We start from the raw sequence: 14,178 nt of genomic DNA, 5'->3' as shown, positions 1-14,178 counted from the left end.
AAGTGTCTAGCTAAAAAAAACTAAATTAACCAATTGATTTTAAAGCAAAGCTCAAAATTGAGCTTCGTTATCCCCTTGCCTAAATTCAGCTAAAAGGGGAATTTTTCGACACGTTAAGAGAGACAAAAAATGACAAATCTAATTATTAAAAATAACGACATTGAATTGACGCAATCCAAAGAGCCGCGAATTGATAGCCGTCTAGTGGCTGAAGAAATGGGAATTACTCATAAAAGTTTAATGAATTTGATTCGTTCGAATAAGAATGATTTAAAGGAATTTGGCTCACTGCCTTTTCAAAAGGCATCGAGAAAAAGAGGCGTTGGAGGTGTAACAATTACTTATGTGCTACTCAATGAGAATCAATTCGATTTAATTAGTCGAATTGCAAGAGGTAAAAATCATAAACAAATTATTGATTTTAAAGTGCGAGTAACTAAAGCCTTTGCTAATAGCCGAGAACGCGAAAAAGTAAAACGCGAATACTTACCTTTCTATCATCAGAGCCGTTACGCTTTATCAATGATGAAAGATGTTAAACCATACCATTATATTAATCTCGCCAAAGCTGAAAACAGATTTACAGGGTTATACTCAGGAGAGAGACAAACCGCTAACGAACAACAATTAGGAGCGCTAATTATCTTACAACAAATCGAATCAGCGGTATTTAATGAAATAGATAACCCTACCGAAGCGATAAGGGAGGTTGGACGAAGAATTAATGCATTGTCTGATTTAATCGCCTCTAATAAAAATATAAAGAATTTAAGGACACGTTAGAGGGCTTAATCATGGCTACAAGCTTATATAACAATTTAGCAATTCCGATGTATACCCAAACCTTAAATAATCACCATGAGAATCACTACGGCGCAATTTTCCGACACGTTAGGGAAGATTTTATTGATATCACTACGCGCGCGCGTATGCGTCAGAAAACTCATTACATGGGGTTGAATTTAAAAAAATGGTTTTGCATGTCCATAAAAAGAGAAAGCAGAATACTAATAACTTGGTTTTGTCAGTCCATAAAAAAGAGACCAAGAAAACAAATACCACTTTTTGGTGGTATTAAGATAGTAAATTATTTCTTGTTTGGTTTGGTGAGTTTCTCGCGACAAGTGGCAATAATTCGCACGAAAATAAAAAATCGCTTGCATGAATTTCAGAATTTGGGCTATATTAATCTTGCACTAGCAAAATCTAGTGTCAGGATTGGAACCCTGTTTATCCTACTGGCGACACATGACGCCCTAAGCGTCTTTTTTTGTGTCAATGCTTACGCACGCCTATTTATCAAATCTTTTTCTATGGTGGCGTTAGTGGGGCATCCGAAAGGATGGCTAGCATCCAGTAGAGCTAGTAGTTCCAACCCTGCTAACGTCACCGCCAACGAGATTGGAACCTCTAGCGGTGATTATCTTAATAATTATCTACTGGAGGCTGTCATTATGACTACTACCCCTACCCCTATTGTATCCACACAAAAACTATTTAAATTTTACGACCTTTCAACCGCTCAAGTTATCCAAACTACAGCAACAACCGAACGACAAGCACGTAAAAATTTAGGCAAGCAATCTCTTATCTTTATCGCCAGAATTCGAATAACGCCAATCATTGAACGAGTCAGAACTTGGGGAGGTTACAGTCATGAATAATGCTCATAACCACCGATTAATAAATAATATTGAAACTAAACTAGCACAAGCACAAAGCATGATTAAGGTAATTTTGGATAATCACAATTATAAAGATGAGGGACTGGAAGAACCTTTTATTGAACATTGCGATATAGGGAACTTACTTTGGGCAACTGGGGACTTAATCGAAGATGCTTACAAGGAACTGTTAAATATCGATTTCAAAGGAGATAAAAACAATGGCTAATATCTCATTAGATGCAGTTGATAGTATCAACTCTAAACTCGACCAAGCGAACGCTATTACAACCCTGTTAATGTCTGAATGTGATAAAGATACAAAATTAAGTGACGAGTTACGCTCATATGTGCTATGGGCTATATCAGACTTAATAACTGATTCTAAGAAGCTATTTAGTAGTGAAACTGAATCTAAGGGGCGAAAATGAAAGAATTTGACTTCAAATACAATAGTAACGGGACTATTACCGCGCTAAGACTCAAAAATAACAAATATGTGGAAATTATTTCTTTTGGCAAGGCTGACATTCCGCACTTGCTAGCAGATTTAACCAAACGATTACCGCCCGAAGTTAGAAGATATATGGAACAAATCAAGGAGTAATTATCATGAATAATCAGCAAAAAGTAACCGCAATTCACCATATCATCGTTGATTCAGTTATGGCAATAGTGGCAAGTTTGTTTTTAATTGAGCAGATTAACAAAAATGATAGTCAAGTATTTATTCATGAGGGTACTAAAATTGATATTAACAAAGATTTAATTGTACTAGGGTTAAAAATCAACCTGAAGCAATACCTGATTGAGAATTTCGGCGAAAGCGAGGGATTAAATCGCACTTATGGCGCGTTAAAAGACATGTACACAGAAAACGCAGATAAACCTATTTCATTAACTCCGTTCGGGCAAAAATTGCTTTCAACATTGTTTATTGGTTTAGTCGAAGATATCAAAGCTGAATCTAACGCGACAATTCACTAAGGTGGCGGTAATGAAAATAAACGAAATTACAGCCGAAGCGGTGGGTAAATGGCAATCAATCTTTAGTTCATTAGGCATTGAGGTGGGTAATGGAAAGCATTGTCCTTGCCCTGTCTGCGGTGGTAAAGATAGATTTAGGTTTGATAATAAAAATGGGCGCGGTACTTATATCTGCAATCAATGCGGTAGCGGTGACGGCTTAGAACTTATCAAAAACTATTATCATTGTGATTCTAAAAAAGCTAGTAGTAAGGTAGCTGAATGCTTAAATTTAAATAATCATAAAGCCACAAGCTCGGATTTGAAATCCGACCTACAGAGTAAGACCATATTTAAAAAGGTTGAATATTTACTATCTAAAGCAATATTAGGGCAGTCGGATTACCTCACTGAAAAAGGGTTAACGTTCGATTTAACCTTGCTAGATGATGGGCGTATCTTTGTACCTTTGATTAATATCAACAGTGAATATACAGGCGGTCAATTTATCGAGCCAAACGGAAATAAGCGCTTAATGAGAGGCTCAAATAAGAAAGGTGCTTTTATATGGGTTAGCCCAAATTTGGGCAAGCCTGACGAGGTAAAAAAAGAATTACTCACAGCTACCGAGATTATTATTTGCGAGGGATTAGCCACAGGTATATCGATAGCGGAATTCCGCCATCGGTCAATGGTGATATCTGCTATTGATGCAGGCAACCTTATTCATGTGGCTAACGCTATTCGTGAGGTTAATACTACCGTAAATATTATTATTGCGGGTGATAATGATATAGGTAATCATAAAAACACAGGTAAAGAAAAAGCGATAGAAGCGGCTAAAGCGGTAAATGGTTATTACACAATCCCTGACACTGATTATAAATGTGATTGGGATGATTATAGACAACAATTCGGACTTCAGAAAACTTCAGCTTTATTCGATAAAAACTTATCAAAAATTAACGTTCAAACCTTAACAAATACGAACAACCAAAACTTGAAAAAACTTGAAACCCAAAACATGAATTTATCGCAAATGGCATCAAATCAGCGCGCCGAACTGCTTAATCAATATTATGATAATAACCTTGCTATTAATCTTACTACCGATGAAATTTATTACTATCAAGCTAATGCATGGCAACCCATTAGCGATAAAGTTTTGATGCGAACATTAGCCGATTTATTTAATCAATCAGGTGAGCCATTTAACCCTATGCGCATAAGTTCTGCGGTTGAAACCCTCAGACTATCTTTACCTGCAATGGGAAGCTCTCAAAAGGATTTAATTTGTTTTAAAAATGGTGTTTATGAGCTGAAGACACAAACTTTCAGACCACACAATAAGCAAGATTGGTTATTGGTAAGTAATGATATTGATTATTACCCTGCCAAAGAAAATGAATCTTTCGAAACTCACGCACCGAACTTTGCTAAATGGCTAAAAAGAGCATCAGGCAATCAAGATAAGGCTAAAAATATCTTAGCTGCGCTATATATGATATTGGCTAATCGTCATGACTGGCAATTATTCTTAGAGGTTACAGGCGCAGGCGGTAGCGGTAAAAGTGTTTTTGCTGAAATTTCGACGATGTTATCAGGTAAAAACAATACTGTAATAGGCACTATGGACGCATTAGAAAAGGCAAGGGACAGAGCCTTAATCGTGGGTTACTCATTAGTCATATTACCAGACCAACCGCGATATATGGGCAGTGGTGCAGGATTAAAAGCGATTACTGGCGGTGATGAAGTCACAATAGACCCAAAACACAAGCAACCCTATTCTTGTAAAATCCCTGCGGTAGTCTTGGTTATCAATAACGAGGCAATGAGATTTAATGAGCGTAACGGCGGTATATCACGGCGTCGGGTTATCTTTCACTTTGGCGAGGTTATCCCTGAAAAAGAGCGAGATTTAAACTTGGTTAGCAAAATAGAGCAAGAGCTACCCTCAATTGTGAGGTTGCTATTAAATGAGTTTACCAGTCCAGCAGAAGCCAAAGAAAGACTACACCAGCAACAACAATCAGACGAAGCGACGGCGATTAAACGCGAATCTGACCACTTGGTAGATTTTTGTAGTTATCTTGATGTGCTGGATCATCCCGATGGTATGCTTATGGGTAATTTAGGCATAATACCATTTAACCCTAAAAAATATTTATATCATGCTTATATTGAGTATGTGCGAAATACAGGGCTTAATAATCCATTGTCCTTGAGTGGGTTCGGTTTATCATTAAATTACGCCATAAAAGAAAATAGAAAGGCGTACATTAAAAAACGAACTAATATAGGGGTAAAAACTAATTTAGAAATAAACCCAGATATGTGTAAAGATTGGCTACCTAAAGCCGAAGATCCTAACTAGTAGCTCAAATTGAACCACTAAAATAAGACCGCCCTAATTGGCGGTTTTTTATTGAGTGAATACCTAAAGTGTATACTTGTGAATAGTAAACATTCAAGTATACACCACTCAAACCCTTTTAGAATAAGGCTTCAAGCAGGTAGTGAACACCGTGCATACTTTTTTATAAAATTTTATTTTTATGGGGGGGAGGTATAAAAAATCTAAAACATAATTAACGGATACCGCTCACCTAGATAAATTTTTACACCGTCAAAATTCTAAAACCAATTTTTAACCTTTCAATTTGGCAAGATTAAAATACCTAATATTGGGGGGCACTTTTTGTTTTAGGTATACGTTTAGGTATACGATTCGATTTTTAAAAGTTAATCTTCCAGTATTTTCAGTGTGTTTATCTATATGATTCTGTTTCCCTTGGCCCACCAATTCAAGAATCAGTAACATTCTTTTAAACCCTTTAAAACACATCAAACCCAACAAACACAAGGCTTAAAGTCTATTTTATTATTCATTAAGCACCAGTAAGAAACATTTACAACCAGAATTTTTAGGTATATGTTGAGTCATACTGACAGTATTCCTTTAAAAAATATATCATTCTATAAATAATGGTTGTGCTTAAATTAAATATAAAACTAAATTAGCGATGCATAAACTGAAAATTAACACGTAGTGTATTTAACAAACAAAATTTTGCGGTCAATCTTATTAAAATTATGTTACTCGACACAAAAACTAATAATGTTAGTAAATTTATAATTGAGTTACTTTTTTGAAGTAACGGTGTAGTATATTTGTTGGTTGTTATTATTATATTGAACAAGCCAAAAATTATATTGTGGATAAAGTAAATGAGCTTTGTTTCTTGAAATCAATTTAATTGAAGATTATGGACTAATCAAACTTTAGTAATAAAGTTTTAGAGGTAACATACCATCACTATTTCTACAATATTAATAACTATCTAAAGGTTAAATAACATGGAATATAACTCTAAGCGATCGCCTAAACAATGCTATGATATGAATGATATTCGTACTGAGATCGATAAAATTGATCATACTGTTATTAAGCTATTTGCTACTCGTTTTGAGTATGTCAAAGCGGCCAGTAAATTTAAGAAAAATGCTAATGATGTACAAGCAAAAGCCCGTTTTGACAGTATGCTTGAACAACGAAAGATTTGGGCAAATGAGTTAGGGCTAAATGGTGATGTAATTAAAGAGTTATATGCTAATTTGGTTCGTTATTTTATTGATGAAGAATTAAAACAATTTAATAATAAAGAAAAATAAGGATAGTTTCTGTATGGCTTATGCAAGTAAACAACAGTTATTGGATGAAATAAACAAAACTGCCAAGCTGTTTATTAATGAATTTACTGATTTATTAGAATCTGAAAAAGATCTTTTAATTGACGGTGTTGATCGTACCCCAGCCCAAATGATTGCTTATCAGTTAGGCTGGTTAAAATTAGTTAAATCTTGGGATGATGACGAACTAGCAGGAAAAACGCCCGAGTTACCTGCACCTGAGTATAAATGGAATCGTTTAGGTAGTTTGTATCAAACATTCTATGATACGTATCAAGGTCTATCTCTATCAGAATTAATCCAATCATTTAAACAACAAATTACGATTTGGAACAATTGGATTGAGTCTTTAAGTGATGATACCTTATTTATTAAAGATGTTCGAAATTGGACTAAACCTTATCCTGAATCTTGGACAGTCGCTCGTTTTATTCACATCAATTCTGTTGCGCCATTTAAATCGTTTAGATCGAAAATCAGAAAGTGGAAAAAACTCAACAATCCAGTTTAAAAGTAACTTAATATTAAATATAACTATATAACCTAATAGGATGAATATGGCTTTTTCAGAAACCGAACGCCAGCAATTATTAGAACTAAAATTTGTTGGCACTAAAATTATTGAAAGACTTGAAGAAATGCAACTTGATTCTTTTGATAAATTACGCAATGCTTCTTTGGATGAAATTCTTAACAAGGGTGCATTATTAACAGGCTCAACTTGTTGGAAAAACAGTCATCAAGCAAAAACCGCAATACTCAATATTTTGCATTTAGTCCAACAAAATTAATTCAATTTTTTAACATATTGATATGGTATAAGTTAAAACTAAAATATAACAAATCAGGTGTAATTAATAATTTTAATAATAAAATGGTATAGACTCCTGAATATTTTTTACAAAATAAATTATAACTTACTAATATAATTAATTTTTTAAATAAAACTCGACCCTATTATTTATTCAAACTAAAATCCTATTCACTATCCTATCGATAGGTTAAAAACTATTTTTTATCGTTGTGCAATCAGTTATTTTGTCGAAACATTTCAGATGATGGATATATTTAAGTATAAAACTAAGAAAAAAATTGTTAGAGTTTTTAATTGATTATTTTAATTATTTAATAAGTAGTTATAATTAAATTGTTTCTTATCCCTATATATAGTGATAAATCGATACTATACCAATACAAGCTTATAAACGTTTAGTGTTTCCTATATACATAAAGTTAAATTTGTCTGTTAAGGAGCAAATCAATTTTAGTAACCTTTACTGGTAAATAAATTTATTATTTAAAGGCGATACAGTAATACATATGATTTTTAATACTATTCTTTAATAAATTCATTAAATCTAAAAGTTGACCTATTTATTTTATGGATAGAATATCTATTTTTTTAATCCTCACGCTAATTAGTAATTAAACATATCCCTCATTTTGATAAATTTAATGTGATCAAAAACACAATTTTACTATTATCGGTGAGTTTATACACAAAAAAGGTAATGCGGATAACTTGTTGAGAATGTTAAGATAACTTATAGCAAAAGGTTTTATGACTTTAGCTTTTATATTATGATGTATTTTCAAATTAAAAATTATAGTTTTATATCATGTTATTAACAAAAGAATATTTGTTAAATAACTAAATTGTTGTAAAGTAAGCAGTCTTTTTTAATAGTCAATGGATTAAGGATTTTTATGAAAACATGGCAGAGAGTTTTAGCTTGGTTTTTGGGTGGTTGTTTGATTGTTGGCGCATTTTGGTTTTTTACACAAACTTCATTAAGTGATGGCGATAATCAGATAGACAAAGATAAGAAAGCGCTCATTTCTGAGTTCAATTCAAATAAAGATAATATTTTTTCACAAATTAATCAGTTAATCACAGAAAAAAAATATGATGAAGCAATTTCTTTAGTCAATAAATACCAGGTTACAGAAGACGAAGCATTGTTAAAATTGAAAGATCAGGTTCAAGCCGAGTTGACAAAGACTAACACTCAGAAACAAATTACAGATTTGTCAAATGAGCTTAGTGCAACCCCTGAATCTGAATTACAGAAACGATTTGATTTATATAGTAAACTATTAGAACTTGTTCCTGATAATTCAGAATATAAAACTAAACACGATGAGTTACAGACAATATTAGAAAGACAGCAAATAATTAGCGCTCAATTCTCGGGTGAAGATGGTGCTCACCGTAAACTTGAAAAATTAATAAAATTTAAAATAAAAGATGTAAGTACTTATAAACATCTTGAAACTAAATATGTCGAAAATGACGATAATACGTTAACAATTACCACCACATTTTACGGTAAAAAGAGTAATAGTGGTAAGATTACTAAAAATACTGTCACAGCAATTGTTGATTCAAATGGTAATCCAATTCGTATTGTAAGTTGGAAATAAAAGGAGCAATAGCTCCTTTTTTAAGTTGATTTGATACCGAGCACCACATTATAACAATGCGATCTTTCTTCACTTTCTTGCTTTTTAATTATTTTTTTGCTGCATTTCATCTTTGGTTTAAATCAGTTAATTTTACTGATTATTTAATAGTTAGAGTTTCGATCAATTAGCATAAAAACCTAATAATTTTGAGTAAAAGGATGAAGATTTTCCTTTTTCTAGTAGAACGATGATTGCTTGTGGTCTATGCAGTTGTTGCCTAATTTTTTCTAAACTTATTGGATCAAGTTGTGGAATGGTATTTTTTATTCTTTGCCATTTTGATAGGCTGATTGAAACTCGGCTTTGTTCCCATGCATATTCATTATTAACACTGTAAGGGATTATTTCTTCTTCTTCATTATAAGCTAAATACAGATCGATATTATCTTTAGATAATCGGGTAGATAATTCAACATTCTTATCCCAATAGCTATAGATGTCTCGTCTATAACCATTGTTAATGTTTAGTACACTTTGTTTGGCAATAGAGGATTGACTAAGCGACTTTCCTTTTTCCTTATAGTAAACTTCTGATAATCCTGAAGGAAGCTCAATATGTTCGGTATAAACAGAATCAATCAATAAACGTGCCTCTTGGGGCATTTTGATATATGTTTGCTTGAGTAGGATTTTTTGAGTAAACCATAAATACGCGTGATTAGGGTATACATAACTGGTATTGCGAAAAGCAGGATTATCCAGCCAATCTTTTTGTGGTTCATCATGCCAAGGTGGCGCAAACACAGTAAGAACTGGTGGGGCTCGCTCATCTTTTGGTTGATTCTCTTTATTATACGGTTTGATATTACCATTTTTATCTCGCACATGCCGTTGTAAACGTCCAGCACGTTGTATCAATAGATCGATAGGGGCTATGTCACTTATCATTTCGTCAAAATCAAGATCTAAAGATTGTTCTATGACTTGAGTTGCAATGATCACCTTTGCTTGGCGAATTTCACTATTTGAGGATTTTCCTGCCCATGTTAAGGCTTTTTCTTCAATTTGTAACCGATCACAAAAAGCAAATCGACTATGAAAAAGTAAAATATGATCAGTGTCTATATTTAAGGTAAGTTGTAGTTGCTGATATAAGTCAATGGCATCAATTACACTATTTTTAATCCAACAAATAATTTTACCTTGTTTTATTGATTGTTCAATTTTACTTATACCAGTTTCAATATCGGCAATCCATGCTATTTCAACCTGACGTTTTACTTCTTCTCGGGTATCTATTGGTTGTTCAGTCAGACCATGATAATTAAGTCTCGTTATAAGCGGAAACGGTAATGACTGATTTAAAGATAATGTTTGCTGCTTATTTATTAAGCCATTATTAAATGCATTAAGTAACTTTTCACGTAAAAAAATAGGTAATGTGGCAGTTAGAATAATGGCGCTTCCGCCTTGTGTGGCGTGATAATGAAGTAATGCTTCTAGTAGTTTTACCATGTAGCTGTCATAAGCATGAACTTCATCTAATATAAGTAATTTATGTTGTAAACCTAATAAACGCAATGATTGATGTTTAAATGGCATAACAGCCATTAAAACCTGATCTAGTGTACCTACGCCAACTTCAGCTAATAAGGCTTTTTTACGAGTATCAACAAACCATTCGTTACATTCAGCACTGACAGATTGTTCACCTTTAGAATATTTTTGTTGGCTGATGTGATCTTTCTTTAAAATGGATTGTGTAAAATTTGAATTCATATAGCTAGCGCCGTGTGCCAACACTAATGATGGATGACTGCCTGCTTGATATAATTTTTCGTAGACATTTGCTGTGCGTTGATAAATGGCATTAGCCGTTGCCATAGTTGGTAGACCAATATAAATCCCTTGTGCTTTTTGGGCTGACATTAATCTGTTTGCTAAAATCATTGATGCTTCGGTTTTTCCTGCGCCTGTCACATCTTCCATAATAAACAATTCAGGGTTCTTATCAGATAATTGACAGGATAATGCATACTCTTGTAGTGGTGTTGGTTTTTCAATAAAAGGGAATAGACTTTTGACATTCTTAAACTGAGCAACAGAAGATAATTTGGGTAGAGTTGCTATGGCATTTTCAGCTTGAATGATTGCATGATTTTGCCAATATTCCGATAATGGCATAACTTGCCAATTAAATGAGAATAACTGCTCATTTGATCCTAACCAATCGCTGATAACGGTTAATCCAGCAATCAACCAACTTATTTGGTTCAGTTTTTCTTGATGTGTTTTATCGAAAAAAAATTGCGGATAATGTTGTAATTTATTATCTTTAATAAAAAATTGATTAATTGCTTGAATATAATCGGATGCATTTTTTTTGTCTTGTTGATTAAATGATGAATTACCTTTTATATCTTTTAGTAGTTCAGGAGGCTTTCCATGATGCCCAGTCATAATTAATAACCAAATATCATATAAATTCATAATTCTTTGATTATATTGGGCTAGTTGAATTTCTGGATTGAGCGATAATGATTCATGCCATAACCACCAACCCAGTGAATCATGTCTTGATAAATATTCTTTTGAGGGATCAGGTGCAACAAGTTGAGGGTTATTGTGCCTAAATAGTTTTTGAAATCCATTAGCAAATTTACCAATATCATGCCAAGCTAAAAAATAGGCAAACCAAAGTGCAGCTTGTTCTTTGTCTTTTGATAAAAAGCCTATTTTTTGAAATAATTCAAAAGAATTGAAATAATTGTGTTTGACTATCTGATAACCACATGCCGCTACATCCAAATTGTGATAAGCAAGCAAATGATAGGAAGAATTATTGGCATTTTGTCTACATTTCCCCCAATATTGATAAAAAGATTCCGCCATTATATTCATTGTCCTTTTTCAATTATCCATAGATGGATTCATTCATTCTTCTTTATTGGATAACAAAGCTAAATATATAAAAAACAAATAATTTCATATAATTAATTTTATTATATTCCCTATCGTTGTGCTAAATAGATATTGTGCTAATAAATCGATTTTTTGTCGTTAATTGTTTTGTTAAGGTTGTTTACTAATCTATTTAGATTCTAATGAATAGAAAGCTTAAATTTATTTTGATATTAATATAACTGGTTTAATATAAAAATACAGATAATAACTTAGCATTTTATGCTGAAACGTTATGCTAACCTCAAACTTTTTTACAAAAAACTTAGTTTTTGAAAAGGATAAATGAATTTAGTTTTATGTTTATCTACTCATAAAGACAGCTATTAATGAATGTTATATCTGTATTAATGTTAACGATTGTATTTATTCTTGAATTTATGAATTAGGTTTTGCTCATTTAGTTGAAGTTTGGCAAAATAGATGAACTATTATAGGTGGGATAATTGTATGGAATCATGATGAAAATAATTTCTATGCTACTCACCAAAATTGATATGAGTAATTAAACAGGAATGACATTAGGATGATTAACCAAATCAAACAAAAAATAAACGCAATACTTATAACAAGCTGTATAAGTGGGTTAGTTATTTGTTCTATGACGGTTAATGCTCAAGAAACTCAGCCAGAACAATCACCAACGGCAATAGAGATTAAAACTGATACAGATTTATCAAATCAACCATTAATAAATGATGAAGCTAATTTTGTTGGCCCTGTTCAAATTACTGAAAAAATCTATCATAAAACTATTTTTTCTTTATTAGGTGAGCCTAAATATCCTGAAAATTTTGATCATCTTGATTATGTAAATCCAAAAGCACCAAAAGGTGGAACAATTAAACTCGCCGAAATAGGCACTTTTGATAATTTTAATCGTTATGCAAGTCGAGGTGCGCCAGAAAAAAACTCAGGGTCATTATACGATACCCTTTTTACTAATTTAGCGGATGATATTACCAGTTTTTATCCACTAATTGCGACATCCGTTACTTATTCTGACAATTATCGTTGGGCGGAAGTTGCCATTAATCCCGATGCTCGTTTTCAAGATGGCAAACCGATTACGGCACATGATGTTGAATTTACCTTTCAAAAATTTATGACTGAAGGCGTACCACAATATCGTGTATATAATCAGGGTATTACGGTTAAAGCGCTGGATGATTACCATGTGCGCATCGACTTACCAGAAACGGATAGGGAAAAGTTATTATCTTTTATTGGTAATATGCCTGTTATACCTAAACATTTTTGGCAAAATCATAATTTTGCAGAGCCAATTGCTACACCTCCTGTGGGCAGCGGACCTTATTATATCAGTAATTATAAAATGGGACATTATGTGGTTTATCGACGCAATCCTAACTATTGGGCAAGCGATTTACCCGTTAATAAAGGGATGAATAATTTCGATGAAAAACGCATTGAATACTATATGGATAGTAGTATTTCGCTAGAAGCTTTTAAAGCGGGTGAATATGATCTTCGTGGTGAGGGACAGCCTAAAAACTGGTTTACCCAATATCAAGGCCAATATTTTGATTCAAATAATATTATCAAACAGGAAAAACCGATTCAAACGGCTGTAGATACCAAATGGTTAGCGTTTAATTTTCAAAAAGATTTGTTTAATGATGTTAAAGTTCGTGAGGCAATTACTTTAGCGTTTGATTTTCAATGGTTAAATCATGCATTTTATTATGATAGTTACAAAAGACCTTACAGTTTTTTTGAAAACACTATTTATGCGGCGATAGGTACGCCAAGTGAACAAGAGTTAAAATGGCTTAATCAATATAAAGATATTATTCCTGAACGGGCGTTTGATAATGCTTTTTACATTCCTAAAAGTGATGGCCTTGGATTTAATCGTGATAATTTATTAAAAGCGACTAACTTACTTCAACAAGCTGGATGGATTATTAAAGAAGGTAAACTCGTTAATGCTAAAACCAATCAACCTTTTGAATTTGAACTTGTTACATATCTTGGGGATGATATTAAATATGCGATACCTTTTCAGCAAAACTTAGCTCGTTTAGGTATCACCATGAAAATCGTGTCACTTGATTATGCTCAGTTTACACGTCGTTTGCGTGAGCGTGATTATGATATGATGCCACGTACTTATGGCGCTGAAAATTATCCTTCATCAGACTTAATGATCCTTTGGGGAAGTGAATATCTTAATTCATCATGGAATGCATCAGGATTACATAATCCAGCAATTGATGGAATTATCGCTGAAATTACTAAAAATTTAGATAATCAAGCTCAGCTCATTCCTCTTGGGCGCGCTCTTGATCGCATCTTAACTCAAGAATATCCTATGATTCCAATGTGGTATAACAGCAATACTTACTATGCATATTGGAACAAATTTGGGCAGCCAGCTGTTCAACCCGCTTATGCTATTGGCGTAGATAGTTGGTGGTATGATGCAGATAAAGCAGCTAGCCTGACTAAAAATCGGAAACATTAA

Annotated in this window: 13 protein-coding genes; 12 read left to right on the top strand and 1 reads right to left on the bottom strand. The window is 33.0% G+C overall.

Annotated features, from left to right (window positions below; all coding sequences use genetic code 11):
- Positions 1–129: 129 nt before the first annotated feature.
- From A9G17_RS05260 to A9G17_RS05210, 11 genes are all read left to right on the top strand, one after another.
- Positions 130–783: a Rha family transcriptional regulator gene (locus A9G17_RS05260; protein ID WP_065737814.1), complete on the top strand. Its 654-nt coding sequence runs from the start codon at positions 130–132 to the stop codon at positions 781–783.
- A gap of 341 nt (positions 784–1,124) precedes the next feature.
- Positions 1,125–1,664, top strand: a complete 540-nt coding sequence (locus A9G17_RS13160; protein ID WP_216354842.1) for a host cell division inhibitor Icd-like protein — start codon at positions 1,125–1,127, stop codon at positions 1,662–1,664.
- Positions 1,657–1,893: a hypothetical protein gene (locus A9G17_RS05250; protein WP_065737813.1), complete on the top strand. Its 237-nt coding sequence runs from the start codon at positions 1,657–1,659 to the stop codon at positions 1,891–1,893. Before A9G17_RS13160 ends, A9G17_RS05250 begins: the two co-directional genes overlap by 8 nt.
- The gene (locus tag A9G17_RS05245; protein ID WP_065737812.1) at positions 1,886–2,095 is read left to right on the top strand and encodes a hypothetical protein; all 210 of its coding nucleotides are present in this window, start codon (positions 1,886–1,888) and stop codon (positions 2,093–2,095) included. Before A9G17_RS05250 ends, A9G17_RS05245 begins: the two co-directional genes overlap by 8 nt.
- Positions 2,092–2,271 carry a hypothetical protein gene (locus A9G17_RS05240; RefSeq protein WP_065737811.1) on the top strand — a complete coding sequence of 60 codons (180 nt, stop codon included), beginning with the start codon at positions 2,092–2,094 and terminating at the stop codon, positions 2,269–2,271. Before A9G17_RS05245 ends, A9G17_RS05240 begins: the two co-directional genes overlap by 4 nt.
- Positions 2,272–2,276: 5 nt before the next feature.
- On the top strand, positions 2,277–2,651 hold the full coding sequence (locus tag A9G17_RS05235; RefSeq protein WP_065737810.1) for a hypothetical protein: 375 nt from the start codon (positions 2,277–2,279) through the stop codon (positions 2,649–2,651).
- Positions 2,652–2,661: 10 nt separating this feature from the next.
- The gene (locus tag A9G17_RS05230; protein WP_065737809.1) at positions 2,662–5,007 is read left to right on the top strand and encodes a primase-helicase zinc-binding domain-containing protein; all 2,346 of its coding nucleotides are present in this window, start codon (positions 2,662–2,664) and stop codon (positions 5,005–5,007) included.
- A gap of 983 nt (positions 5,008–5,990) precedes the next feature.
- A complete protein-coding gene (locus A9G17_RS05225; RefSeq protein ID WP_065737808.1) occupies positions 5,991–6,305 on the top strand; it encodes a chorismate mutase in 315 nt (104 codons plus the stop codon).
- Between the two features lie 13 nt (positions 6,306–6,318).
- Positions 6,319–6,834 carry a ClbS/DfsB family four-helix bundle protein gene (locus tag A9G17_RS05220; RefSeq protein ID WP_065737807.1) on the top strand — a complete coding sequence of 172 codons (516 nt, stop codon included), beginning with the start codon at positions 6,319–6,321 and terminating at the stop codon, positions 6,832–6,834.
- A 46-nt stretch (positions 6,835–6,880) separates the two neighbouring features.
- Positions 6,881–7,114 (top strand): hypothetical protein, encoded by a 234-nt coding sequence (locus A9G17_RS05215; RefSeq protein WP_065737806.1) that lies wholly within the window; start codon positions 6,881–6,883, stop codon positions 7,112–7,114.
- Positions 7,115–8,030: 916 nt separating this feature from the next.
- Positions 8,031–8,747, top strand: coding sequence for a hypothetical protein (locus tag A9G17_RS05210; protein ID WP_065737805.1), 717 nt, complete (start codon positions 8,031–8,033; stop codon positions 8,745–8,747).
- Between the two features lie 162 nt (positions 8,748–8,909).
- Here the strand turns inward: A9G17_RS05210 and cas3 are convergent, their stop codons facing one another.
- Complete coding sequence (cas3, locus tag A9G17_RS05205; protein ID WP_218059761.1) at positions 8,910–11,621, bottom strand: CRISPR-associated helicase Cas3'; 2,712 nt, start codon at positions 11,619–11,621, stop codon at positions 8,910–8,912.
- Positions 11,622–12,291: 670 nt separating this feature from the next.
- Between cas3 and A9G17_RS05200 the strand changes: the two genes are divergently transcribed.
- On the top strand, positions 12,292–14,178 hold the full coding sequence (locus tag A9G17_RS05200; RefSeq protein WP_081301789.1) for an extracellular solute-binding protein: 1,887 nt from the start codon (positions 12,292–12,294) through the stop codon (positions 14,176–14,178).

Origin of the sequence: Gilliamella sp. wkB7, assembly GCF_001693435.1 — a bacterium.
In the GTDB taxonomy this organism is placed as follows: domain Bacteria; phylum Pseudomonadota; class Gammaproteobacteria; order Enterobacterales; family Orbaceae; genus Gilliamella; species Gilliamella apicola_N.
Note: the sequence above shows the minus strand (reverse complement) of the source record. Positions and strands in the feature narration are given on the sequence as shown.